This is a genomic window from Allobosea sp. (genome assembly GCF_048595345.1).
Taxonomy (GTDB): Bacteria; Pseudomonadota; Alphaproteobacteria; order Rhizobiales; family Beijerinckiaceae; genus Allobosea.
Genome location: NZ_JBMDWH010000037.1, coordinates 1 through 24,291, shown reverse-complemented (window position 1 = coordinate 24,291; position 24,291 = coordinate 1). Strand labels below are relative to the sequence as shown.

The 24,291-nt window shown below is 69.2% G+C and carries 22 protein-coding genes; 9 read left to right on the top strand and 13 right to left on the bottom strand.

What is annotated here, in order from left to right; translation table 11 throughout:
- The 5 genes from ACOJTB_RS04750 to ACOJTB_RS04730 all read right to left on the bottom strand — a co-directional run.
- Window positions 1-737: S-methyl-5'-thioadenosine phosphorylase (locus tag ACOJTB_RS04750; RefSeq protein WP_420101370.1), on the bottom strand; the 737-nt coding region annotated here is incomplete at its 3' end.
- Between the two features lie 176 nt (window positions 738-913).
- Window positions 914-1,795, bottom strand: coding sequence for a cytochrome c1 (locus tag ACOJTB_RS04745; RefSeq protein WP_420101369.1), 882 nt, complete (start codon window positions 1,793-1,795; stop codon window positions 914-916).
- 7 nt (window positions 1,796-1,802) lie between these two features.
- On the bottom strand, window positions 1,803-3,086 hold the full coding sequence (locus tag ACOJTB_RS04740) for a cytochrome b (RefSeq protein ID WP_420101368.1): 1,284 nt from the start codon (window positions 3,084-3,086) through the stop codon (window positions 1,803-1,805).
- A gap of 63 nt (window positions 3,087-3,149) precedes the next feature.
- The gene (gene petA / locus ACOJTB_RS04735) at window positions 3,150-3,695 is read right to left on the bottom strand and encodes a ubiquinol-cytochrome c reductase iron-sulfur subunit (RefSeq protein ID WP_420101367.1); all 546 of its coding nucleotides are present in this window, start codon (window positions 3,693-3,695) and stop codon (window positions 3,150-3,152) included.
- A 280-nt stretch (window positions 3,696-3,975) separates the two neighbouring features.
- Complete coding sequence (locus ACOJTB_RS04730; RefSeq protein WP_420101366.1) at window positions 3,976-5,835, bottom strand: ABC transporter ATP-binding protein; 1,860 nt, start codon at window positions 5,833-5,835, stop codon at window positions 3,976-3,978.
- A 540-nt stretch (window positions 5,836-6,375) separates the two neighbouring features.
- Between ACOJTB_RS04730 and ACOJTB_RS04725 the strand changes: the two genes are divergently transcribed.
- The 3 genes from ACOJTB_RS04725 to hemF all read left to right on the top strand — a co-directional run bounded on the left by ACOJTB_RS04725 (window position 6,376) and on the right by hemF (window position 8,458).
- The gene (locus tag ACOJTB_RS04725) at window positions 6,376-6,990 is read left to right on the top strand and encodes a hypothetical protein (protein WP_420101365.1); all 615 of its coding nucleotides are present in this window, start codon (window positions 6,376-6,378) and stop codon (window positions 6,988-6,990) included.
- Window positions 6,991-7,053: 63 nt separating this feature from the next.
- Window positions 7,054-7,524: a tRNA (cytidine(34)-2'-O)-methyltransferase gene (locus ACOJTB_RS04720; RefSeq protein WP_420101364.1), complete on the top strand. Its 471-nt coding sequence runs from the start codon at window positions 7,054-7,056 to the stop codon at window positions 7,522-7,524.
- 4 nt (window positions 7,525-7,528) lie between these two features.
- A complete protein-coding gene (hemF, locus tag ACOJTB_RS04715; protein ID WP_420101363.1) occupies window positions 7,529-8,458 on the top strand; it encodes an oxygen-dependent coproporphyrinogen oxidase in 930 nt (309 codons plus the stop codon).
- Here the strand turns inward: hemF and ACOJTB_RS04710 are convergent.
- The 4 genes from ACOJTB_RS04710 to ACOJTB_RS04695 are packed head-to-tail and all read right to left on the bottom strand — an operon-like array spanning window position 8,368 to window position 11,240.
- Window positions 8,368-9,717 carry a CCA tRNA nucleotidyltransferase gene (locus ACOJTB_RS04710; protein WP_420101362.1) on the bottom strand — a complete coding sequence of 450 codons (1,350 nt, stop codon included), beginning with the start codon at window positions 9,715-9,717 and terminating at the stop codon, window positions 8,368-8,370. The genes hemF and ACOJTB_RS04710 overlap by 91 nt on opposite strands.
- Window positions 9,714-9,971, bottom strand: a complete 258-nt coding sequence (locus tag ACOJTB_RS04705; protein WP_420101361.1) for a DUF6111 family protein — start codon at window positions 9,969-9,971, stop codon at window positions 9,714-9,716. The genes ACOJTB_RS04710 and ACOJTB_RS04705 overlap by 4 nt, the downstream gene beginning before the upstream one ends.
- Window positions 9,972-9,981: 10 nt before the next feature.
- Window positions 9,982-10,632: a CoA pyrophosphatase gene (locus ACOJTB_RS04700; protein WP_420101360.1), complete on the bottom strand. Its 651-nt coding sequence runs from the start codon at window positions 10,630-10,632 to the stop codon at window positions 9,982-9,984.
- A gap of 17 nt (window positions 10,633-10,649) precedes the next feature.
- Entirely contained in the window at window positions 10,650-11,240 is a 591-nt protein-coding gene (locus tag ACOJTB_RS04695; RefSeq protein WP_420101359.1) for a DUF1285 domain-containing protein, read from the bottom strand.
- A gap of 213 nt (window positions 11,241-11,453) precedes the next feature.
- On the opposite strand from ACOJTB_RS04695, the gene ACOJTB_RS04690 reads away from it, so the two are divergent.
- The 4 genes from ACOJTB_RS04690 (at window position 11,454) to ACOJTB_RS04675 (ending at window position 18,441) form a co-directional block, all read left to right on the top strand.
- A complete protein-coding gene (locus ACOJTB_RS04690) occupies window positions 11,454-12,476 on the top strand; it encodes an AAA family ATPase (protein ID WP_420101358.1) in 1,023 nt (340 codons plus the stop codon).
- A 4-nt stretch (window positions 12,477-12,480) separates the two neighbouring features.
- Window positions 12,481-13,389, top strand: a complete 909-nt coding sequence (locus tag ACOJTB_RS04685) for a DUF58 domain-containing protein (RefSeq protein ID WP_420101357.1) — start codon at window positions 12,481-12,483, stop codon at window positions 13,387-13,389.
- A 127-nt stretch (window positions 13,390-13,516) separates the two neighbouring features.
- Window positions 13,517-16,348 (top strand): DUF4159 domain-containing protein, encoded by a 2,832-nt coding sequence (locus ACOJTB_RS04680; protein ID WP_420101356.1) that lies wholly within the window; start codon window positions 13,517-13,519, stop codon window positions 16,346-16,348.
- A gap of 2 nt (window positions 16,349-16,350) precedes the next feature.
- Window positions 16,351-18,441, top strand: a complete 2,091-nt coding sequence (locus tag ACOJTB_RS04675; protein ID WP_420101355.1) for a hypothetical protein — start codon at window positions 16,351-16,353, stop codon at window positions 18,439-18,441.
- 12 nt (window positions 18,442-18,453) lie between these two features.
- On the opposite strand, the gene ACOJTB_RS04670 is transcribed toward ACOJTB_RS04675, so the two are convergent.
- A complete protein-coding gene (locus ACOJTB_RS04670) occupies window positions 18,454-18,954 on the bottom strand; it encodes a GNAT family N-acetyltransferase (RefSeq protein ID WP_420101354.1) in 501 nt (166 codons plus the stop codon).
- A gap of 308 nt (window positions 18,955-19,262) precedes the next feature.
- Here ACOJTB_RS04670 and ACOJTB_RS04665 point away from each other — a divergent pair, with 308 nt between their 5' ends.
- Window positions 19,263-20,807 carry an argininosuccinate lyase gene (locus tag ACOJTB_RS04665; RefSeq protein ID WP_420101353.1) on the top strand — a complete coding sequence of 515 codons (1,545 nt, stop codon included), beginning with the start codon at window positions 19,263-19,265 and terminating at the stop codon, window positions 20,805-20,807.
- 12 nt (window positions 20,808-20,819) lie between these two features.
- Here ACOJTB_RS04665 and ACOJTB_RS04660 read toward each other — a convergent pair whose 3' ends face one another.
- On the bottom strand, window positions 20,820-21,314 hold the full coding sequence (locus ACOJTB_RS04660; RefSeq protein ID WP_420101352.1) for an NUDIX domain-containing protein: 495 nt from the start codon (window positions 21,312-21,314) through the stop codon (window positions 20,820-20,822).
- A 339-nt stretch (window positions 21,315-21,653) separates the two neighbouring features.
- Here ACOJTB_RS04660 and ACOJTB_RS04655 point away from each other — a divergent pair, with 339 nt between their 5' ends.
- Window positions 21,654-22,559: a metallophosphoesterase family protein gene (locus ACOJTB_RS04655; RefSeq protein WP_420101351.1), complete on the top strand. Its 906-nt coding sequence runs from the start codon at window positions 21,654-21,656 to the stop codon at window positions 22,557-22,559.
- A 58-nt stretch (window positions 22,560-22,617) separates the two neighbouring features.
- Here ACOJTB_RS04655 and ACOJTB_RS04650 read toward each other — a convergent pair whose 3' ends face one another.
- Together ACOJTB_RS04650 and ACOJTB_RS04645 are read right to left on the bottom strand one after the other, a co-directional pair.
- On the bottom strand, window positions 22,618-23,364 hold the full coding sequence (locus ACOJTB_RS04650; protein WP_420101350.1) for a glucose 1-dehydrogenase: 747 nt from the start codon (window positions 23,362-23,364) through the stop codon (window positions 22,618-22,620).
- 200 nt (window positions 23,365-23,564) lie between these two features.
- A partial coding sequence (locus ACOJTB_RS04645; RefSeq protein WP_420101349.1) for an ATP-binding cassette domain-containing protein occupies window positions 23,565-24,291 on the bottom strand: 727 nt, incomplete at its 5' end.

Sequence of the window (24,291 nt, the reverse complement as noted above, 5' to 3'; positions counted from 1 at the left end):
TCGGCCGCCAGCCTCGCGACCAGCCGCCGCGCCTTGTCGGCGTTCTCGTGCAGCACCTGGACCACGGCCGCGACATCGACCGCGCCGTGCAGCTCGTGCCAGCAATCATAGTCGGTGACCATGGCGACGGTGGCGTAGGTGATCTCCGCCTCGCGGGCGAGCTTGGCCTCGGGCATCGCCGTCATGCCGATGAGATCATAGCCCAGGCCGCGATAGGTCATCGATTCGGCATAGGTGGAGAATTGCGGCCCTTCCATCGTCACCAGCGTGCCGCCGCGCACGAAGGGCAGTTCCTCCGCCTGCGCGGCATCGGCGAGGCGCTGCTGCAGCTGCGGCCCGACCGGATGGGCGACCGAGACATGGGCGACGCAACCCTTGCCGAAGAAGGAGCTTTCACGCCGGCTCGTGCGGTCGACGAACTGGTCCACCAGCACGAACAGGCCCGGATAGAGTTCGGCCTTGTAGGAGCCGCAGGCCGAGAGCGAGACCAGATCGGTGACGCCGGCCCGCTTCAGCACGTCGATATTCGCGCGGTAGTTGATGTCCGAGGGCGAGAGCGCATGGCCGCGACCATGGCGCGGCAGGAAGACGATCTTGGTCCGGCCGATGCGACCGATCCGCAGCGCATCGGAGGGCTCGCCCCAGGGGCTCTCGATCCGTTCCTCGCGGATATCGGTGAGACCCGGAAGGTCGTAGATGCCCGATCCGCCAATGATACCGAGAACGGCTTCGCTCATATCGTGTCGTCGCTTTCCTGTTGGGAGGGCGGACAGGACCACCTTTTGATGACGGTCGCAATACGGCGGCGGGACCGGCTCTGGACAGGCCGCCCGCGTCACCTCCCATCAGGCGGTCACCAAAGAAAAAGGCCCCGTCGCCGGGGCCTTCATCACATCGGTTTCGCAAATCGCGATCAGTGCGCGGGCGAGCCGTCCGGCATCCGCGACCAGACCTTCTTCTTCGCGAAATAGAGCAGGAAGGCGAGGATCACCAGGAAGGGCATGAACCACAGCGCGACGCGCTTGCGCTGCTCCATATGCGGCTCGGCGGCCCAGACCATGAAAGCCGAGATGTCGCGGGCATACTGATCCACCGTCTCCGGCACCTGCGGCTGACCGTCGGCACCCTTCGGATACTCGACCTGGCCGTCATTGAGCGGCTTCGGCATCGCGATCAGATGGCCGGGCATGTACTTGTTCCAGTGCTGCCCGGGCAGCAGGGTCGTGCCGGCCGGCGGCTCCTCGTAGCCCACCAGCACGGCGTGGATGTAATCCGGGCCCTGCTCCTGATAGGTCGTGAAGATGTCGTAGACGAAGCGCGGGAAGCCGCGCTCATAGGTGCGGGCCTTGGCCAGCACCGAGAAATCCGGCGGATAGGCGCCGCCATTGGCCGCGCGCGCCGCCTGCTCGTTCGCGAAGGGCGACGGGAAGGCGTCGGCCGGCCGGCCCGGCCGGTCGAACATCTCGCCGGTCTCGTTCGGCCCGTCCTTGATCTGGTAGGTCGCGGCCAGCGCAGCGACCTGGCCGGCGGTGAATTCCGGCCCGCCGGGCTGCGACAGGTTGCGGAAGCGCACCAGGCTCATCGCATGGCAGCTCGCGCAGACCTCCTTGTAGACCTTGAAGCCGCGCTGCAGCTGGGCGCGATCGAACTTGCCGACCGGGCTGTAGAAACTCCAGCTCAGCGCCGGCGGCTCGACACGGCCTTCCGCGGCGCGGGCGGCGGGGAGCGACAGGGCGGAGGCGGCGAGCCCCGCGACGAGACCCGTCAGGGCGAGGCGAAACGAGATTCTGCTCATGGTTCCGTCAGCCCTTGACGTTCGGTTCGGCCGCGGCGGCGCCGGCCATGCGCGCGGACGAGCCGCCCCCGACCGAGGCCAGCACGGCATCGGCGATCGAGGTCGGCAGCGCCTTGGGCTTCTCGAACAGGCCCACGAAGAACAGCGCGACGAAGAAGCCGAAATAGAGCGCGGTGAAGATCTGCGAGGCGATGACGTAGCCGCCTTCCGGAGGCATCGCGCCGAGATAGCCGAGCCCGATGCAGACGATCAGCCACACCCAGAACAGCTGCCGCGCGATCGGCCGATAGCTCATCGACTTGACCTTGGAGGTGTCGAGCCAGGGCAGGAAGGCGAGCACGATGATCGCGCCGCCCATCGCCAGCACGCCGCCGAGCTTGTCGGGAATGGCGCGCAGGATCGCGTAGAACGGCAGGAAGTACCATTCGGGCACGATATGCGCCGGCGTCGCAGCCGGGTTAGCCGGGATGTAGTTATCGGCATGGCCCAGATAATTGGGCTGATAGAACACGAACCAGCCGAACAGGATCATGAAGACGACGATCGCGAACAGGTCCTTGATCGTCGCATAGGGCGTGAAGGGCACGGTGTCCTTCTCGACGTTCTTCACCTCGACGCCCGAGGGATTGTTCTGGCCGACATGATGCAGCGCCCAGACATGGAGGATGACCACGCCGAAGATCATGAAGGGCAGCAGGTAGTGCAGCGAGAAGAAGCGGTTCAGCGTCGGGTTGTCGACCGAATAGCCGCCCCACAGATAGGTCACGATCGTCTCGCCGACCACCGGCAGCGCCGAGAACAGGTTGGTGATGACGGTCGCGCCCCAGAAGGACATCTGGCCCCAGGGCAGGACGTAGCCCATGAACGCCGTCGCCATCATCAGCAGCAGGATGATCACGCCGAGGATCCAGAGCACCTCGCGAGGCGCCTTGTACGACCCGTAATAGATGCCGCGGAAGATGTGCAGATAGACCGCGATGAAGAACATCGAGGCGCCGTTGGCGTGCAGATAGCGCAGCAGCCAGCCATAGTTCACGTCGCGCATGATATGCTCGACGGAGTTGAAGGCGAGCGTCGCATGCGGGGTGTAGTGCATCACCAGCACCACGCCGGTGATGATCTGCGCCACCAGCATGAACACGAGGATGCCGCCGAACGTCCACATGTAGTTCAGGTTGCGCGGCACCGGATAGGAGACCGCCGAGTCATGCGCCAGGCGAATGATCGGCAGGCGCGCATCGAGCCAGCGCTCGAAGCCTGTCTTCGGGACGTAGGAGCTGTGACCACTCATGAAGAATGCCTCAAGGCTGTCTCATCTGGGCAGGAAAACGGCGAGCGTCGCGAAAGCGACGGCTCAGCCGATCTTGATCTTGGTGTCCGACGTGAAGGCATAGGGCGGCACCGGCAGGTTGAGCGGCGCGGGACCCTTCCGGATGCGGCCCGACGAATCGTAGTGCGAGCCGTGGCAAGGGCAGAACCAGCCGTCGAAATCGCCCTTCGGCTCTCCGGGCGCGGTGCCGAGCGGAATGCAGCCCAGATGCGTGCAGTTGCCGAACACGACCAGGATCGGCTCGTGCCCGGCCTTGGTGCGCTGCTGGTCGGTCTGCGGATCGCGCAGCGTAGCGACATCGACCGCGAGCGCCTCGTCGACCTCCTTCTTCGTCCGGTGGCGAACGAAGATCGGCTTGCCGCGCCAGAAGATCTTGATGGCCTGGCCCTCCGCGATCGGCGCCAGATCGACGTCGACCGGCGCGCCGGCCGCGATGGTCTGGGCATCGGGAGCGAGCTGGCTGATCAGCGGAACGACGATGGCGCCGGCGGCGACGGCGCCGGCAGCGCCGGTCGCCAGCAGCATGAAGTCACGACGGGTGCCGCTCTTCGTCTCGGTCGCGTGAGCCACGATCCATCCCTCTTACACGTCTTGCGAGCTGGAACAGCTCGAAATCATCGCCACACGCCCTCATAGGGGCGTGCCGCGCAGGCCGCAATGCGGCCGCGCGTCGCTCGGCTCTTTGACATGCAGATTGGACGAAGTCTACTCTCACCAAAGTGTGATGAGCGCATGGCAACCGCATGGGCTTCGCATCGCGAGGCGGCGGCCGGCTGCGACCGCCTCGCCTTGCCGGCTGGCGCCGGCAGCAGCGCCGCCCGCCCCGAAAAAGCCGTGCCTTTTCAGCGCCTCAGGCCGGTTGCGCATCGGCCGCGGCCAGGAAACCGCCCGATTGGCGGGACCAAAGCCGGGCATAGAGCCCGCCGCGCGCGATCAGTTCGGCATGGCTGCCGCTATCGACGATGCGGCCCTTGTCCAGCACCACCAGCCGGTCGAGCTCGGCGATGGTCGACAGGCGGTGCGCGATGGCGATCACCGTCTTGCCTTGCATCAGCGTCTCCAGCTGCTGCTGGATCACCGCCTCGACCTCCGAATCGAGCGCCGAGGTCGCCTCGTCGAGCACGAGGATGGGCGCGTCCTTGAGCAGCACGCGGGCGATCGCGATGCGCTGGCGCTGCCCGCCTGAGAGCTTCACGCCCCGCTCGCCGACGCGCGAATCGAAACCCTGCCGCCCGTCCTGATCGCCGAGCCCGAGGATGAACTCCTCGGCGGCGGCCTGCCGCGCGGCCCGCGCGATCTCCTCGGGGCCGGCCCCGATCCGGCCATAGGCGATGTTGTCGCCGATCGAGCGGTGAAGCAGCGAATTATCCTGCGTCACCATGCCGATCTGCGCGCGCAGGGAATCCTGTGTCACGCCGGCGATGTCCTGCCCGTCGATCAGGATCCGCCCGCCTTCCAGCGGGTAGAGACGCAGCAGCAGATTGACGAGCGTCGACTTGCCGGCCCCCGAGGGACCGACGAGGCCGACCCGCTCGCCGGGACGGATCGTCAGGTCGAGCCCTTCGAACAGCCCGCCGCTCTTGCCGTAATTGAAGCGGATCTGCTCGAAGCGGATCTCGCCTCGCCCCACGACGAGCGGCACCGCGCCGGCGGCGTCCGGCAGGTCGTGCGGCCTGGCGATCGTCTCCATGCTTTCCTGCACCGAGCCGAGATTCTCGAAGATGCCGCGCACCAGATGGATCAGCCAGCTCGACATCTGCACGAGCCGCAGCACCAGTCCGATCGCGGCGGCGACCGCACCCGGCGTCATCTGCCCCCGGCTCCACAGCCAGAGCGAAAGCCCGGCCGTCGCCACCACCAGCATGGAATTCATGGTCTGGAGGATGACGCTGACACCGGTGATCAGCCGCGACAGGTCGAGGAAGGAGCGGTTCCAGCGCGTGAGCGAATCCCGCACCGCCGAACGCTCGGCATCGGCGCGGGCGAAGAGCTTCACCGTCAGGATGTTGGTGTAGGCATCGACGATCCGCCCCGTCGTCGAGGAGCGGCCGAGCGAATTGGCCTCGGAGCGAGCTCTGGCGCGCGGCACGAAATAGCTCAGCAGCGCGACATAGGCGCCGAGCCACAGCACCACCGGCACCGCGAGCCATAGGCTGGTCGAGCCGAAGAAGCCGATCGCCACCGTGGCGAAGACGAGCGCATACCAGAGATCGTCGATCACCTCGATGGTGGCGCCCCGGATCGACTGACCCGCCTGGATCACCCGCGCTGACAGGCGTCCGGCGAAGTCGTTCTGGAAATAGGAGAGCGCGTGGCCGAGCGTGTAGACATGGTTGCGCCAGCGGATCTGATTGGTGATCGGCGGCACCACCACCTGGTCGACGATGGCGTGGTTGGCGAAATAGATCAGCGGCCGCACCACCACGAGCAGGAAGGCGGCGCCGGCCAGCAGCCAGCCATGATCGCGGAAGATCGTGTCGGGAGACTGGGTCGAGAGCAGATCGACGAACCAGCCGACCATCAGATACATCGCCGCCTCGATGCCGCTGAAGCCGAGCCCCGTCAGCATGATCAGGGCCATCCAGCCCTTCGCACCCTTGATGTGATGCCACATGAACGGCCAGACCCCGCGCGGCGGCGTCTCCCGCTCGTCGAAGGGCGCGAAGACGTCGATGCGGCTTTCGAGCCAGCGGAAGAGCGGGGCGAACATGGAGGCTTGGCTACCGGTAATGCCGCTGGGGGACAATGGCACGCCATCGGCCGTGGCGGCGGCGTGGCGTGTTTTGAAACGGATGCGCGCGCCAGATGGCGGCAGTAGGGCACGAACGGACGGCTCTGGAAGGGACAACAACCTGAGAGAGTAATTTCAATTCAATTCAACCATAAGAATATGGATCGAATCGTGCCCAGCCCGTCATCGACGCGGTAACGATCAAAGGTTGTAGCGCGGAACACCCCACAACCCGATCTGTTCCAGCAGCGCACTTCACCTCGAAACGATGGGAGGACAGCTATGCGGATGCAGATTTGGGCCACTCTCGGCGCGTGTGGACTTCTCGCCGCCTGCAACACGGCGGGAGACTATTCTTCTTTCGATGGCTGCGACGGCCTGCGGGGAGCTTCGCTGAAGCGCTGCCTGCGATTGGCGGCGCTGCAGAGCCCGGTCGTCAGCCCTCGGGGCTCGGCAGGGTCACAGACCGCAGCGCTCGGTGCAGGCTCCGGCCGGCCCGGCGGTCCCGGTGGCCCCGGGATGAACGGCTCCTCCGGCATGAACGGCTCTCCCGGCATGTCCGGCGGCTCCGGCATGGCCGGCAATGCGGGCATCCCGGGCGGCTCGGGCTCGCCCGGGAGCCCCGGAAATCCGGGCTCGCCGGGAAATCCGGGTAGCTCTGGCGGCACGGGCGGCATCGGGGTCGGAGTCGGAGCGGCAGCCGATGTCGGCGGAGCCGTTTCGGCGAATGCCGGTGCCGGCATCGGCGTCGGCAATGGAGGTCTGGGTGCCGGCGCAGGCGCGGGCGTCGCAGCGGGCAGCACCAATGCGGGAGCCGGCGTTGCCGCCGGCGCGAACAGTGGCGGTCTGGGCGCCGGTCTCGGCGCCGGTCTCGGCAGCGCCGTCGGCGGCGTCGGTGCGGGTGTCGGTGCCGCACTCGGTGGCGGCGGGCTCGGCGCGGGCTTGGGAGCAGGCCTCGGCGGCGCCGGCGGCGGGCTGGGTGCCGGCGCCGGCGTCTCGGCAAGCGGCGGCGGGATCGGGGCCGGCGTCGGGGCCGGGCTCGGCGGCAATGGCGGCGGCATCGGGGTCGGCGCCGGTGCCGGCGTGGGCGGCGACGGCAATGGCGGCGGTGTCTCCGGCGCCAGCGGCCTGTAGCACGGAACGTGAGCGGCGGCGCCCTGCTTGACGCGGCGGGGCGCCGCACGCATCACGGGGCGCATGCCGCGCCTCGCTCTCTTTCAGCCGGATATCCCACAGAATACGGGCACCCTGATCCGGATGGCGGCCTGCCTCGGCTTTCCTCTCGATATCGTCGAGCCCGCCGCCTTCGACGTCTCGGATCGGCATTTCCGGCGTTCGGGCATGGACTATCTGGACCGCGCCGCCGTCACCCGCCACGATTCCTTTGCGGCCTTCGACATCTGGCGACGCGCGCAGGGACACCGGCTCGTTCTGGCCGAAACCGATGGGGCCACAGCTCTGCCGGACTTCGTGTTCCAGCCCGCCGACATCGTCCTCGTGGGGCGCGAATCGGCCGGCGTGACAGCCGAAGCGCGAGAGGCCGCCGAGGTGAGCCTGCACATTCCGATGCGGCCCGGCCTGCGCTCGCTCAATGTCGCGCTGGCCGCAGCGATTGTCATGGGCGAGGCCTTGCGCCAGACAGGCGCCTTCCCGCATCGCGATGGATAGGCCGATGACCGCCCGCCGCCCGCCCGAGACCTCCGCTCCCTTCGATTCCGACACCGTCGAAGCGCTGAAGCCGCGCGCCGCCACCTGGTTCGCCGCATTGCGCGACAGCATCTGCGCCGCCTTCGAGCGGATCGAGGACGAGGCGACCGGCCCCTTCCCGCCCGAGGCGGATTCCCCCGGCCGCTTCGTGCGGACACCGTGGCAGCGCACCAACCATGACGGCGCGCCCGGCGGCGGCGGCGTGATGTCGATCCTGAAGGGCCGCGTCTTCGAGAAGGTCGGTGTCCATATCTCGACCGTCCATGGCAGCTTCCATCCCGACTTCGCCGGGCAGATTCCGGGCGCGTCGCAGGATCCGCGCTTTCACGCGACGGGCATCTCGCTGATCGCCCATCCCTGGAACCCGCATGCGCCGACCGTCCACATGAACACCCGCTTCGTCGTGACGACCCGGCCCTGGTTCGGCGGCGGCGCCGACCTCACCCCCGTGCTCGACGCGCGCCGCACGCAGGACGACCCCGATGCCCACGATTTCCACGCCGCTCTGCGCGCGCCCTGCGAGGCCTTTCCAGCCGTCGCGGACTACGAGGCCTTCAAGGCCTGGTGCGACGAATACTTCTTCCTGAAACACCGCAACGAGCCGCGCGGCATCGGCGGCATCTTCTACGACTATGTCTGGACCGGCGAGCCGGAAGCCGACTTCGCCTTCACGCAAGCCGTCGGCGAGGCCTTTCTCGGCATCTACCCGGTAATCCTCGCGCGCAACCTCTCCAGGCCCTGGAGCGAGGCCGAGCGCCAAGAGCAGCAGGTGCGGCGCGGCCGCTATGTCGAGTTCAACCTGCTCTACGACCGCGGCACGATCTTCGGCCTCAAGACGGGCGGCAACGTCGATTCGATCCTCTCCTCGATGCCGCCGACGGTGCGCTGGCCTTGAAAGCGCTCGTCTGAACGGGCAGGGCTCTGGAGCCGGTCCACCGCCCGTTCGACGAAGCGGTTCTGCTCCACGTCAGCGGCCGGGCATCCCGCCTCGATCCAAGCGGCCCGCGCCGCCGCGAGCACCTGTCCGACCCGCGGCCCCGGCGCTACGCCCAGCGCCATCACATCCTTGCCCCCTGGCAGGAAGGGCGGAGTGCCGGCCAGTTCCGCGATCGAACGCTGGACGGCTTCGCCGGCATCCCGGCCGGCCGAGGCATTCAGCAGGACCAGCGCCGCCGCGACCGCATCCGCCCCGGTGGCGTCGGCCAGATGGCGCAAGGCCGCGATGCCTGGCAGGTCCGGCCTGCCGCCCAGCGCCTCCAGCGCCTGCGCGATGCGCGTGATCCGGTCGAATTCCTCGTTCGAGAGCCGCAGCCCCTCCCGAAGACGCTCCGCGTCTTCCCGCTTCGCCACCGCCAGCGCAGCGAGCCGGAAGGCGGGCAAGATTCCCGCGCCCTCGTCCCCGGCCACGGCCGCGAAACGCGACAGATGCGGCACGCCGCCGATCACCGCCGTCAGCAGCCCCGCGCCGGCCATCGCCCGCACGGTCGCGGCGGCCCCCGGCGCGACGAGGAGCTTCATCGTCTCGGCCCGCATCCGCTCGCGGGAGAGCGCGCCGAGACCGGCACGGCCCGCGATGCAGGCGGCGAGCCCCACGGCATCCGGCTCGCCATCTCCATATTGGGCGTGGAAGCGGAAAAAGCGCAGGATGCGCAGATAATCCTCGCGGATTCGCTCCGCCGGCTCCCCGATGAAACGCACGCGGCGCGCCTGAAGATCGCCAAGCCCGCCGCAGACATCATGGACCCGGCCCGCCGCGTCCAGTCCCAGCGCATTGATGGTGAAGTCCCGCCGCAAGGCATCGGCCACGAAATCGCGCCCGAACACCACCCGGGCCCGGCGCCCATCCGTTTCGACATCCTGCCGCAGCGTCGTCACTTCGAAGCTCTCGCCCTCGCCGACGAGCGTCACCGTGCCGTGCTCGATGCCGGTGGGAATCGCCTTGAAACCGGCTTGCCGCCCGCGCCGCATCGTCTCCTGCGGAAGGGCCGTGGTGGCGAGATCGACATCGCTGGGCGCTGTCCCGAGCAGGAGATTGCGAACCGCCCCGCCCACGACCCGCGTCTCCTCACCCTGCCCGTCGAGCGCCGCCAGCAGCCGGGCCAGCGCCGGGCGCGCCAGGAATGCGCCGATCCGGGCCTCGACCTCCCCGCTCACCGGAAGCGGCCGGGGACGAGCACCCCGTTCTCGACATGGGGCGGCTCATAGGCGCCGCGCTCGCGCTTCATCACGAGCCCCTCGATCACGAGAATGACGATCACGAGCGCAAGGCCCGCCACCGCGAGCCGGAACAGATGCGGGCTCCAATGAGCGACATCCAACGGGTTGCGCCGCTTGATCACCAGATAGGCGGCGAAGGCGCAGAAGGGCAGAACGAAGAGCAGGACCTCTTCGATGACGGCACGCAGCATTGGCTCTCTTTCAGTCCGCCAGCCGCTCGTAGAGATTGCGGATGATGCCGGCGGTCGCGCCCCAGATATAACGATCTTCGAACGGCATCGCATAATAGGTACGGAAGACACCCTTCCACTCCCGGCCCTCGCGCCGGTGATTGGCGGGATCGAGCAGGAAGGACAACGGCGTCTCGAAGGCCGCATCGACCTCGCTGGGGTTGAGCGTCAGCGAGAAAGGCGGCTCCACCAGCGCCACCACCGGCACGATGCGATAGCCGGTGCCGGTGAGATAGGCGTCGAGGAAACCCAGCGTGGTGATCTTCTCACGCGAAAGCCCGATTTCCTCCTCCGTTTCGCGCAGCGCGGTCACGACGGGCGAGCCGTCGACCGCATCGACCCGCCCGCCCGGGAAGGCGACCTGCGCCGAGTGCTTGCGCAGGGCCGCCGCCCGCTGCGTCAGCAGCACGGTCGGCCCCTCCGGCCGCGGCACCACCCCGATCAGCACGGCGGCCGGAATGGCGCGCATCTCGTCGGGGACCGGCACGGGATGCTCCTGGCCCTCGTGGTCGCCGCGCGGACGCGCGATCAGGTCGCCGGGTTCGGGCGGATAAGGGCGCAGCCGCTCCCGCGCCAGCGCCGCGAATTCCGCGGCGCCGAGCGTCAGGGCCTTGCCGGACATGGCCACCTCGCCGGTCCTCATGGAGGGCCGAGGCCCTCGATCTCGCTGGCAGGCACCGCTGCATGGAACGCGCCGCCCGCCGCGATGCCGAACCACTCCTCCCCATCGATGCTGCGGACCTCCCCGAGGGCCAAAAGATCATAGGTCAGCGCCCGCGTGACGCGCGCCCACAAGCCCCGTCGCACATGCAGATAGGGTTTGAGTCCGTCCTTCTCCGCCCGCTCGAAGCGCAGCGCATGCTCCGGCCCGACCTCGACCAGATCGTCGACAGAGGTGCGCATGGCGATGCTGCGCGCCTCGCCTTCCCCGGCGACCTGCATCTCCACGGCCTGGAGCGGCGCGTCCTCGACGCGAATCCGCACCTTCTCGACCGGGGTCACGAGAAAGTGCTCGTCCCCCTCGCGCTTCAGCACGGAGGCGAAAAGCCTCACCAGAGCCGGCCGGCCGATCGGCGTGCCGAGATAGAACCAGGTGCCGTCCGCCGCGATGCGGATGTCGAGATCGCCGCAGAAGGGCGGGTCCCAGCGTTCGACCGGCGGCGGGCCGCGGCGCTCGGCGTCGCCCAGCGCGGCCATAAGCCTGTCCATCGCAGAGCCTGAATTCGTCATCGGATCGGGCTCCGCCGCCTGCGGCATCGTGGATGCATCGCGTTTATGCCTTGAACTCCACATAATCGTGAAGCGCTCTTCATGTGCAACGCGGCAATCGGCGCTTGAGCCATCCGACCGCCCCGTCCACACTGAAACGGTGTGGCGCCGCCCCGGTTTCGGACCGCTTTTTGCTGAGCCGGGCCGAGGGCGGCCAAACTGAAGGAGATCGATATGGTGGCGCAAGCCCGCTCGAACGAGACCAGTGCCCCGATCGACCTCGACACCGGCGTGGTCGAGGCGGCGGAGGCCGCGCTGGGCGCGATCGGCGCGGCGCGCAAGGAGATCGGCCAGGTCATTTTCGGCCAGCAGAAGGTCGTGGACCTCTCGCTGATCACCCTGCTGGCCGGCGGCCACGGCCTCCTCGTCGGCGTGCCCGGCCTCGCCAAGACCAAGCTCGTCGAGGCGATGGGCACGGTGCTGGGGCTCTCAGCCCGGCGCGTGCAGTTCACGCCCGACCTGATGCCCTCCGACATTCTGGGCTCCGAGGTTCTGGACGAGAGCGCCGACGGCAAGCGCCATTTCCGTTTCGTGAAGGGTCCGGTCTTCGCCCAGCTGCTGATGGCCGACGAGATCAACCGCGCCAGCCCGCGAACGCAGTCGGCGCTGCTGCAGGCGATGCAGGAACACCACGTCACCGTCGCGGGCGAGCGTTACGATCTGCCCGCCCCCTTCCATGTGCTCGCGACCCAGAACCCGATCGAGCAGGAGGGCACCTATCCCCTGCCCGAGGCGCAGCTCGACCGCTTTCTGCTCGAGATCGATGTCGGCTATCCCGACCGCGAGGCCGAGCGCCGTATCCTGCTGGAGACCACCGGCGCGGCCGAATACCGGCCCAGCCCTGCGATGACCGCCGAGACGCTGATGTCGGTCCAGCGTCTCGTGCGCCGCCTGCCGGTCGGCGAGGCCGTGGTCGATGCGATTCTCGATCTCGTCCGCTCCGCCCGCCCGGGCCAGGGCGACGCCGCCATCACCGACAAGCTCGCCTGGGGCCCCGGTCCGCGCGCCAGTCAGTCGCTGACGCTCGCCGCCCGTGCCCGCGCGCTGGTCGAAGGCCGGCTCGCCCCCTCCATCGACGATGTCGCGGCCCTCGCGGTGCCGGTACTGAAGCATCGCGTCGCGCTCACCTTCGCTGCCCGCGCCGATGGCGAGACCGTGGAAGGCGTCATCGCCCGCCTCGTGGAACGGCTGGGATAGCCGCATGCTGCGCACGCGCGTCCTAGGCCAGAGCGAGAGGCAACCGGCCAGGCCGGTGGTCACCGCCTCGCTTGATCTGGCGGCACGCCTGCCGCGCCTGATCCTCGAAGCGCGCCGTGTCTCGGCGAGTGTGCACGGCATTCATGGCCGCCGGCGCGCCGGGCCGGGCGAAAGCTTCTGGCAGTATCGGCCGCTCGTCGCCGGCGAATCGGCCTCACGCATCGACTGGCGCCGCTCGGCGCGGGACGGGCATCTCTTCGTCCGCGAGCGCGAATGGGAAGCCTCGCACAGCGTCTGGCTCTGGATCGACCGCTCCGCCTCGATGGGCTTCGCCTCCTCGCTGGCGCAGGCCCCGAAGATCGACCGCGCTTTGGTCGCCGGCTTCGCGCTGGCCGAGACGCTGGTCGAAGGCGGCGAGCGCGTCGGCCATCTGGGGCTGACGCGGCCGATGGCGTCGCGCGCCATCATCGAAACGCTGGCGCAGGCGATCGCCGCCGATCGCCGCGGCGCCGATGACGATCTGCCGCCGGCCGCGGCGCTGCCGCGCCTCTCCGACGCGATCATCGTCACGGACGGGCTCTCCCCGGCCGGCTCGCTCGCCGCCCGCATCGCTTCGCTCGCCGGCAGCGGCGCCCGCGGCCATGTGCTGCTGATCGCTGACCCGATCGAGGAGACCTTCCCTTTCTCCGGCCAGGCGGAGCTGTTCGATCTGGAAGACGGGCTGGCTTTGCGCGTGGGGGATGCCGGCGCCTGGGGCGAAGAGTATCGCCAGCGCCTCGCCGCTCATCGCGAGGCGATCCGCGAGGCCTGCCGCAAGGCCGGCTGGACGCTGACCCTCCACCGCACCGACCGGCCGGCCAGCGAAGCGGTGCTGCGCGTTGCGAGCCTGGTCGCCGCGCGAGGGGCGAACTGATGCTGGGTTTCGCAGGGCTGGGACACACCCCCTCATCCCGGACAAGCGGCGCAGCCGCGCAGCGCGTCTCTGCGACCGGGGTGAGGTTGCGGATCTGGTCCCGATCGGCTGAGGAGCGGGGCCGCCCATGCTGAGCGCCCTGCCCTTCACATTTTCCGCCCCGCTGGCGCTCGCCGCTCTCGCCCTGTTGCCGGCGCTGTGGCTGATCCTGCGCGTCACGCCGCCGCGGCCACGCCGCATCGACTTCCCGCCGCTCAAGATCATGGCCGACCTGCTGCCGAAGCGGGAACTGCCGGCGCATACGCCGTGGTGGCTGCTGGCCCTGCGCATGGCGATCGCCGCCGCCGCCATCCTCGCCGTCGCCGGCCCGATCTGGAACCCGCCCCGCGAAGCCGCCTCCGCCGGCGGCCCCCTGCTTCTGCTGGTCGACAACGGCTTCGGCGCGTCCGGCGACTGGCCCGAGCGCCTTGCCGTGGCCGAATCGCGGATCGCCGCCGCCACCCGCGAGGGCCGGACGATCGCGGTGGTGGGCCTTGCCGAAAATCCGGGCGAGATCGCCCTGTCGGATCCGCGCGCGGCGCTGGAGAAGCTGCGGGCGCTGCCGCTGGAGCCGCATGCGCCCGATCGCGCCCTGCATCTGCCCCGAATCGAAGGTTTTCTGCGCGCCCAGCCGCGCGCCGAGATCGTCTGGGTGTCGGACGGGTTGGCTCTCGGGGACGAGAGCGCCTTCCTCGCCGCGCTGAAGCCCCTGGCCGGGGCGAGCCGGCTTGCGATCCATGCCGGGCCGGTCGACCAGATCGCGCTCGCCGCGCCCGAGAACCAGGCCGGCGCGCTCGCGGTGAAGGTGCTGCGCCCCTCGGCGACAGCGGCCGCGACCGGGCAGATCCGAGCGCTCGATCTCAAGGGCCTCTCGCTGGGCGAGACGCCGTTCATCTTCGAAGGTAACGCGCTCGAGACCACGGCGCGCCTGACCTTGCCGATCGAGGTGCGCAATGCCGTCTCTCGGCTGGAAGTGCTGGGCGAGCGCAGCGCCGGCGCCGTCGCACTCCTCGACGACAGCGCCAAGCGCCGCCGCGTCGGCATCGTCTCCGGCACCACGGCGGACACCGCCCAGCCGCTGCTCTCGCCAACCTATTACGTCTCGCGCGCCCTCCAGCCCTATGCCGATATCCGCCAGCCCCGGCAGGGCTCGACGGATCCGGTCGGCGAATTGCTCGGCCAGAATCTCTCCGTGCTGGTGCTGGCCGATATCGGCGCGCTCGACCGCGACACCATGGCCAAGGTCGAGGATTTCGTGCGGCGCGGCGGGGTACTGCTGCGCTTCGCCGGCCCGCGCATCGCCACCGCCTCCGACGAACTCACCCCGGTCAGGCTGCGCCGCGGCGGCCGCACCCTGGGCGGTGGCCTCTCCTGGGAGACGCCGCGCAAGCTCGCAGCCTTCGGCCGTGAAAGCCCCTTCTATGGCCTCCCGATCTCGGACGATCTGCGCGTCAACCGCCAGATCCTCGCCGAGCCGGAGCCTGAACTTTCGCGCAAGACCTGGGCGGCGCTGGAAGACGGCACGCCGGTCGTTACCGGCGAGCGGCGCGGCGATGGGCTGATCGCGATGGTGCATGTCACGGCGGACACGACCTGGTCGAACCTGCCGCTCTCGGGCCTCTTCGTCGAGATGCTGCGCCGGGTGGTCAACCTCTCCGGCAGCGGTCCCGCGCCCGCCACGCAAGGCGACGAGACCCGCGTCGAAACCCTTTCGCCCACCCGCGTGCTCGACGGGCTCGGCCAGTTCCGCACCCCGCCGGCGACCAGCCAGCCGGTCGCGCGCAATTTCATCGGCCGCGCCACGCTGCTGCACCCCCCCGGCCTTTATGGCCCCAGCGAAGGATCGCTCGCGGTGAACGCGCTGGCTCCGACCGACAAGCTGGCCGCGCTCAATCTCGCCGGGCTCGGTGCTCCCATTCTGCCGATCGGCGAGCCCGTCGCCCGCGACATGCGCCCGCCGCTTCTCGTCCTGGCGCTGCTGCTTCTCGTCGCCGACACGCTCGCGACGCTCTGGCTCGGCGGCCGGCTCTCCGCCCGCCGGCCGCGCCGCGCCGCTTCCGCCGCAGCCATGCTGTGCGTTGCGGCCCTCGCCGGACTCAGCCTGCCCGAGCCGGCCCGCGCGCAGGCCCCGGCCCCCGCGCCGGCAAACCCGCAGCAGGCGCTGCCGCCGATCCCGCGCGAGCTCATCGCCAATGGCGCGATGACGCGGCTGGCCTTCGTCGTCACGGGCGAGCGCACGGTGGACGACCTCTCCCGCGCCGGCCTCGCCGGGCTCAACACGGCCCTCGCTGCCCGCACGGCGCTGGAACCGGGGGAACCGGTCGGCGTCAATGTCGAGCGCGACGAACTCGCCTTCTTTCCCGTGCTGTACTGGCCCATCGTCTCGGGTCGGCCGATCCCGTCACCGGACACGCTGCGCAAGCTCGAAGCCTATATGAAGGGCGGCGGGCTGGTGATCTTCGACACCCGCGACGCCATGAGCGCCCGCCCGGGCGGCGGCACCACCCCCGAGGGCGACCAGTTGAAGCGCATGCTGCAGACGCTCGACATTCCCGAGCTGGAGCCGCTGCCGCGCGACCATGTCCTGACCAAGACCTTCTATCTGCTCGACGGCCTGGTCGGCCGCTACGACACCGGCGCGACCTGGGTGGAGGCCCTGCCGCCCGCCGATGACGATGGCCGCCGGCCGGCGCGAGCGGGCGACAACGTCTCGCCCATCGTCATCACCTCGAACGATCTCGCCGCGGCCTGGGCCGTCGATCGGCGCGGCGAGGGCCTCGTGCCGCTCTCGGGCTCCGATCCGCGCCAGCGCGAAATGGCCCTGCGCGGCGGCGTCAACCTCGTGATGTACGCGCTGACCGGCAACTACAAGGCCGATCAGGTCCATGTCCCGGCGCTGCTGGAAAGGCTGGGGCAATAGCGATGTGGAGCCTCTCCTTCACCCCGCTGGTGCCGCTGCCGCTGCTGATCGGGCTTGCCGTGCTGGCCGCGCTCGCGGCCGGTGCCGCGATCGTGCTGGCCGGACGCAGCGCCGTGCTGCGCGCCGTCGCGCTCTCGATCCTGGCGATCGCCCTGGCGGATCCCTCGCTGGTCTTCGAGGATCGTGAGCCGGTCAAGGACGTGGTGCCTGTCGTCGTCGACCGCTCCGCCTCCAACCGTCTCTCCGACCGCGGCGCGCAGACCGACGCGGCCGTGGCCGAGGTCGAGCGGCAATTGCGCGGCATCCCCGGCATCGAGCCGCGCGTGGTTGAACTGCGCGATGCGCAGGGCTCCAGCGACGGCACCCGCCTGTTCGAGGCGCTGACCAACAGCCTCTCCGACGTCCCCTCCGAGCGGGTGGCGGGCGCCATCGCGATCACCGACGGGCTCGCCCACGACGCCCCGCCCAACGCCGAGGTGCTCGGTCTCAAGGCGCCGCTGCACGTCCTCACCACCGGCCGCAACGCCGAGATCGACCGGCGGATCATGCTGGTCGATTCGCCCCGCTTCGGCATCGTCGGCAAGGACCAGATCATCCGCCTGCGCGTCGTGGACAAGGGCGGCCCCGGCCGCGCGGGCCTGACTATCCGCCGCGACGGGGAGATAGTCGCCCGCCGCGAGGTCGCGACAGGCCAGACCGTACAGGTACCGATCCGGATCGACCGGGGCGGGCCGAACGTCGTCGAGATCGAGGCCTCCCCGCTCGACAACGAGCTGACGCTGGCCAACAACCGCGCGGTGATCACCATCGAGGGCGTGCGCGACAAGCTGCGCGTTCTGCTGGTCTCGGGCGAGCCGCATCCGGGCGAGCGGACCTGGCGCAACCTCCTGAAATCAGACGCCAATGTCGATCTCGTCCACTTCACCATCCTGCGCCCGCCGGAGAAGCAGGACGGAACGCCGATCAACGAACTCTCGCTGATCGCCTTCCCGACGCGCGAGCTGTTTCAGGTCAAGATCAAGGAATTCGACCTGATCATCTTCGACCGCTACGCCAATCAGTCGATCCTGCCGCTGGTCTATTTCGACAATATCGTCCGCTATGTGCGCGAGGGCGGCGCGCTGCTCGTCGCGGCCGGGCCCGAATATGCCGGCCAGCAGACGCTGGCCCGCACCCCGCTGGGCCAGATTCTCCCGGCGACCCCGGACGGCAGCGTCATCGACGAGGCCTATCGTGCCCGCGTCAGCAATCTCGGCAAGCGCCATCCGGTGACGCGCGACCTGCCGGGCTCAGAGGTGGAGCCGCCGCGCTGGGGAGAGTGGCTGCGCATGGTGGGCGCCCAGGCCAAGGCGGGCGCGGCGCCGGTGATGACCGGCCCGGGCGAAAAGCCGCTGCTGATGCTCTCCCGAGAGCAGAAAGGCCGCGTCGCCCTGTTCCTCTCGGACCATGAATGGCTCTGGGCGCGCGGCTTCCGCAATGGCGGCCCCTATCTCGACCTTCTGCGGCGGCTCAGCCACTGGCTGATGAAGGAGCCGGAGCTGGAGGAGGAGGCGCTACGCGCCAGCGTCCGCAACGGGCAGATCGAGGTCGAGCGCCAGACGCTGGGAGAGAACCCCTCGCAGATCACCCTCTCGGGCCCGGACGGGCAGACCCGCCAGGTGCCGCTGGAGGCCGGCCGACCCGGCCTGTTCACCGCCCGCATCCCGACCACGCAGCAGGGCCTCTACCGGCTGACAGGCGACAATCTCACCGCCTTCGCCAGCGTCGGCCCGGAAAATCCGCGCGAGCTGATGGAGGTCGTCAGCGACCCGCAGCAGCTCGCCGCCCTGGCGCAGGCCACCGGCGGTTCGTCGCGCCGCATCGGCCATGAGGGCGATCCCAGCGTCTCGATCCCGCGCATCGTGCCGGTGCGCTCCGGCAGCCAGTTCGCGGGGGCGGACTGGATCGGCCTCAGGATCAGCGATTCCGGAATCGTGCGCGGCGTGCGGATCTCGCCGCTCTTCATCGGGCTGATTGGGCTGTGCGTGCTCTTCGGCGCGCTGGTCGCCGGCTGGGTCGGGGAAAGCGGACGCCGCTTCGGCCGGCAGGCCTGAGGCTGCGGGCGTCTACCGCGCCGGCATCACCGCGCCGCGCCGCTGCGCCAGCGTGCCCTCGACCAGATCCAGCGCCAGGAACCGCGCCGGATCGGCCGGCCCCGGCAGCACGAGTTGGCCGGGCGGGATCGGCTTGAAGCCGAAGCGGGCGTAATAGGGCGCATCGCCCACGAGCAGGATCAGGTCGTGCCCGGCCTCTCGCGCGGCCGCGATCGAACGGTTCATCAGCGCCCCCCCGATTCCCCTGCCCTCGAAGGCTGGATCGACGGTCAGCGGGCCGAGCATCAGCGCCCCATGCCCACCCGCGATCACGGGCGTGACCTTCACCGAGCCGACGAGAAAGGTGCCGACATGCGCGGCGAAGGACAGGGCCGGATCGGGCGGCACGCCCTCGCGCAGGCGAAAGGCAGTCCGGGCGAAGCGGCCGGGGCCGAAGGCGCGTTCATGCAACCGCTCGATGGCGGCCTGGTCCACGGGCAGTTCGTGGCGAATGGTCAGGGGCAGGGATGTCATGGCGACCGGAGAGCACAGCGGCAGCGGGAAGGACGAAGGCCGGGCGCCAAAGACGCGCGAACCCGAAAGGCGCTTTCAGCGCGTCGGTCGTCGCAGGTCGCGGAGGCTGTGCGGAGCGGTCATGGAATCGGCCTTTAACAGAGCGTGGCGGTCGCGTCCATCGCCGCCTCCGTGACGGAGCGACAGCTTGCGGCGCACCGATGGATGAGGTCCATTGCCCGACAAAGGCTGGGAAGAGCCAAGCGAACCCAGCGGGCGCCGGTCCAAGGCCTGCGGCCGGTCGGGTTCGCCACCCCGGGGAGGACATCATGGTCAAGATGCTGATTCATGCGGGAATGGCGGCGCTGATCGCGGGCTTCGCCCTGCCGGCAGCGGCCCAGCAGCCGGCGCCCGAGCGCAAGCCGCCGCCTCGCGACGAATTCTTCTGGCTCGGCGAAATGAACAAGGCGAGCACGGTCATCAACAGCGAGGAAGGGCTGCTCGACAAGGCGCTCGCCCCGAAGCTGGCCAGAGGCATCGCGAAGGTCATCGCGGCGGGAGGCGAGCCCGGCGCCAGGCGGCCCTCCACCGTCATCACCTTCGAGCCGCTGATGATCAAGGAGGCCGGCGTCGAGGTGACGCTGATCCATGCCGGCCGGTCCAGCCAGGACATGCATGCGACCTATCGCGCCGCGATCATGCGCGACCGTCTGCTGGCGCTGGCCGACCAGCTCTCCCGCACGACCCGCACGATGGTCGATCTCGCGGCGACGCATCGCGACACGGTGGTGCCGAACTACACCAATGGCGTCGCGGCACAGCCCAACAGCTACGGGCATTACCTGCTCGGCCTCGCCGCCGGCTTCGAGCGCGACGCCCAGCGCATCCGCGAAACCTATGCGCGCGTCGATCTCTCCCCGATGGGCACCACCGTGCTGAACGGCACCAGCTGGCCGCTGAACCGCCAGCGCATGGCCGATTATCTCGGGTTCGCTGGACTCGTCGATAATGCCTACGACGCCTCGCAGATCGCCGCTGCGGACCTGCCCGTCGAGGCCGGCGCGATCGTCACGTCGATCGCCCTGCATACCGGCGGCTTCATCCAGGACGTGATGACGCAATATGCCCAGCCGCGCCCCTGGATCCTGCTGCGCGACGAGGGCGGCATGACCGGCGGCGGCACCACCTACGTCTCCAGCGCCATGCCGCAGAAGCGCAATCCCGGCCTGCTCAACGGCACCCGGGAGGAGGCCTCCGAGGCGTTGGCGCTGGCGACCGGGCCGGTCTTCAAGGCCCACAACATCCCGCCCGGTATGCCCGACGCAAAGGATGCCAAGGCCAACAGCGCGATGATCGACGCCGGCACGCGCACGCTCGCGCGCCTCGACCGAATCCTGAAGGCGCTGGTCATCGACCCGCAGCGGGCGCTGGACGAACTCAACAGCGACTGGACCGCCTCGCAGGAACTCGCCGACGTCCTGATGCGCAGTTACAAGCTGCCCTTCCGTGCCGGGCATCATTTCGCCTCCGAGGTGGTGGACTACGCCAAGGCCCACGACATCAAGCCGACCGATTTCCCCTATGCTCAGGCCCAGGCGATCTACCGCAAGGCGGCCGTGGAGATGCAGCTGACGCCGGCCGAGTTGCCGATGAGCGAGGCGCAGTTCCGAGCCACGCTCGACCCCGTCGCGATCGTGAAGAACCGTGCCACGGCGGGCGGCCCGCAGCCGGCGGAAATGGACAGGATGCTCGCCGAGGCGAAGCAGCGCCTCGATCGACAGGATGGCTGGATCAGGGAGAAGCGCCAGCGCATCGCCGATGGGTTGGCGAAGCTCGACGCCGATTTCGACAGGCTCGCCAAATCGGGAGAATAGCCGGCGCTGCGCTCACCAGTCGAGCGCAGGGGCCGCGCCGTTCGCGATCTCGGCGAGGCGCCGGCGCGTGCCTCCGGTCGTACCGTCCGGCAAAGCGTCGAGTGCGAAGAAGCGAGCCTCGGCGATTTCGAGCCGTGGCCGCTCGGCCTGCACGGCCACGAAATCGCGCACGACGAAGACCGCGATATGGTCCCTTCGTCCCAGCTCGGGATGGAAGAACAGCCCGTGCAGCCTGGGCGTGCCGGTCACGCGCAGGCCGGCTTCCTCCAGCAGTTCCCGCCGCAGGGCATCGACCGCGCTCTCCCCGACCTCGACCCCGCCGCCCGGCAGAAACCAGCCGGCCACATAGGTATGGCGCACCAGCAGCACCTCGCCCGCGGCGTTGAACACCGCGCCCTGCGCACCGAAGGTGAGCCCGCGCGTCACCCGCGCCGCGACATTGCGCAACTGCGCCAGCCATCTCTGCCAGCCGCGGAATTCGGAACCGGCCGTCGGGGTCTGCGTCATCGGTCGCCTTCCGGGAAACATTGATGACAGGTTAATTGTCTATGCAATAGACGCATGACTGACCCGGGAATGCGAGCGTTGTTCTGTCACGAACGCGCCTCAAATGAGGCCGATAGGACGGGTCCATATCGCTGGGGTCATTACCATGTTGCTCTCTTTCATCATCGCTCGGCTGCGCGCCAAGCCTGCTTATGTCTGGAAGCCGGCCGTCACCATGACGGATTCGCGCATCGTTTCGGAACTGACGGGCACCGCCAGCTGAATCGTCGCGGCCGGCATTCGGCCCGCATCGATCTGGGCGCTTGACGGGTGCCCCGTTACGGGGGCAATCGCTGAGCCGTGTTCACGCTCGCGCACCTGTCCGACCCGCATCTGGGCCCGCTCGCGGGCTTCTCGCTGCATCATCTGCTCGGCAAGCGCGCGACCGGCTACATCAACTGGCGCCGCAATCGCCGCCACGCCCATGACATGGACGTGCTGGCGCGCATCGTCGACGACATGCATGCGCTTGCGCCGGATCATATCGCCTGCACCGGCGACGTCTCGCATATCGGTCTGCCGGGCGAGTTCAAGACGGCTGTCTCTTTCCTCGACACGCTGGGCCCGCGTGAGACGGTCAGCTTCGTGCCCGGCAATCACGATGCCTATGCCCGCTCCTCGCTGAAGGCCCTGGCCGAGCTGCTGGCGCCCTGGAGCGGCAGCGACGATGGCGGCGCAGGCTATCCCTGGTATCGCCGCCGCGGACCGATCGCGCTGATCGGCGTCTCCAGCGCCGTGCCGACCCTGCCCTTGATGGCGACCGGCCGGGTCGGCCGCGACCAGACCGCCCGCACCGCCGCCCTGCTGGACCGCGCCAAGGCGGAAAATCTGATTCGGGTCGTTCTGATCCATCATCCCCCCTATGTCGGCGGGGCGCGGCGCTCGCGCGAACTGGTCGATGCCGAGCGCTTTGAGACGATGCTGCGCCTGAAGGGCGCCGATCTCGTCCTTCACGGCCACAACCACACCTTCTCGCTCGCCTGGCGGCCGGGGCCGGAGCGCGATTTCCCGATCGTCGGCGTGCCCTCGGCATCGATCGGCCCGCTCGGCCATGGCGAACTCGCCACCTGGCATCTGTTCCGCCTCGGCGGGGACGGCAAGGCGCCGCGCATCACCCTGGACCAACGCGGCTGCGACCTCGCCGGGCTGGTCGTCCGCCGCCAGGAGATCGTGCTGATGGGCGAGGCCGTGGGCAGTAGGCAGTAGGCAGTAGGCAGTCGAAGCTGCCTTCCCCGATTGCCGACTGCCTATTGCCTATTGCCGCTCAAATACAACGGCCGCCGTCGACGGTCAGCACCGTCCCGGTGACCATCTCCGCCTCGTCCGAGCAGAGGAAGACGGCAGCGTGGCCCATGTCCTGCGGCGTCGAGAGCCGGCCCCACGGGATCGAGGCACGGAACTGGGCGCGTTTTTCCGGCGTATCCTCACCCATGAAGGTGGCGAGCAGCGGCGTCTCGCCCGCGACGGGAGCGATCGCGTTGACGCGGATACGGTCCGGCGCCAGCTCGACCGCCATCGACTTGGAAAGAAGGTTCACCGCACCCTTCGAGCCATTGTACCAGGCGAGGCCGGGGCGAGGCCGCACGCCCGCCGTCGAGCCGATATTCAGGATGACGCCGCCGCCATGGGCGCGGAAATGCGGCACGGTCGCCTTCGCCATCAGATAGATCGACTTCACGTTGACCGCGAAGACGCGGTCGAATTCCTCCTCGCTCACATCCAGCATCGGCTGGTTACGATGGCTGATGCCGGCATTGTTGACCCCGATGTCGAGCCGCCCGAAAGCCGCGAGAACCTGCGCCACCGCCGCATCCACGCTCGCCGCCTTGCCGACATCGCAGGTCGCCGCGATCGCGCCTTCGCCCAGGGCCTCGGCCGCCTGCTCGGCCTTCTCCCCGTTGATGTCGAGCACGGCCACCTTCGCGCCCTCGCGCAGGAAGGCCTGCGCGATGCCGAGGCCGAAGCCCTGCGCGCCGCCGGTCACCAGCGCCGTCTTGCCTTGAAGTCTCATGGTCGTTTCCTCTTGCTCTCGTTGAGGAGGATGTTTGACGTCAACGGCCGCGGACGACAACGCGGTTTTACGCATGCGCGCCGGGACGAGAACGGCATCACGCGGGGAGAGTTCGGAGCCGGCTCATCCCAGTCACCTGGATTGCTTCGTCGCTGCGCTTCCCGCAACGACGATGGGATGCGCTTCTTCCCGCACTGTGCTCAGGCGCCCAGCTCTTCCCGCAGCATCTCCAGCTCGAGCCAGCGCTCTTCGGCCGTGGCGATCTCGCGCGAGAGCTCCTCCAGGCGCGCGGTCGCCTTGGCGAAGAGCTTGGGATCGCGCGTGTAGAGATCGCCCGCCACCGCCGCGTTCAGCCTCGCGGACTCCGCCTGCAGCGTCTCGATCGTCTTGGGCAGCGTCTCCAGCGCGTGCTTCTCGTTGAAGGAGAGCTTGCGCCTGGGCGCGGCGGACGGCACCACCGACGCCTTGGGAGCGGCCACAGCCGGAGCCGGCTTGTCCACCGCCCGCACCTTGGCGCCGACGCCCCGCCCGCGCTGCTTCAGCATGTCGGAATAGCCGCCGGCAAACTCGGTCCAGACCCCATCGCCATCCGAGATCAGCACGGCCGAGACCACGCGGTCGATGAAATCGCGATCATGGCTCACCAGCAGCACTGTGCCCTGATAATCGGCCAGCAACTCCTGCAACAGATCCAGCGTTTCGAGGTCGAGGTCGTTGGTGGGCTCGTCCAGCACCAGCAGGTTGGAGGGCTTGGCGAGGGCACGGGCCAGCATCAGCCGGCCCCGTTCGCCGCCCGACAGAGCCCCCACGGCCGTGCCGCGCTGAAGCGGCTGGAACAGGAAGTCCTTCATATAGGAGATGACATGGCGCGGCTGGCCGCCGACCATCACCTGGTCCGAGCCGCCCCCGGTCAGCGCGTCCCCGAGC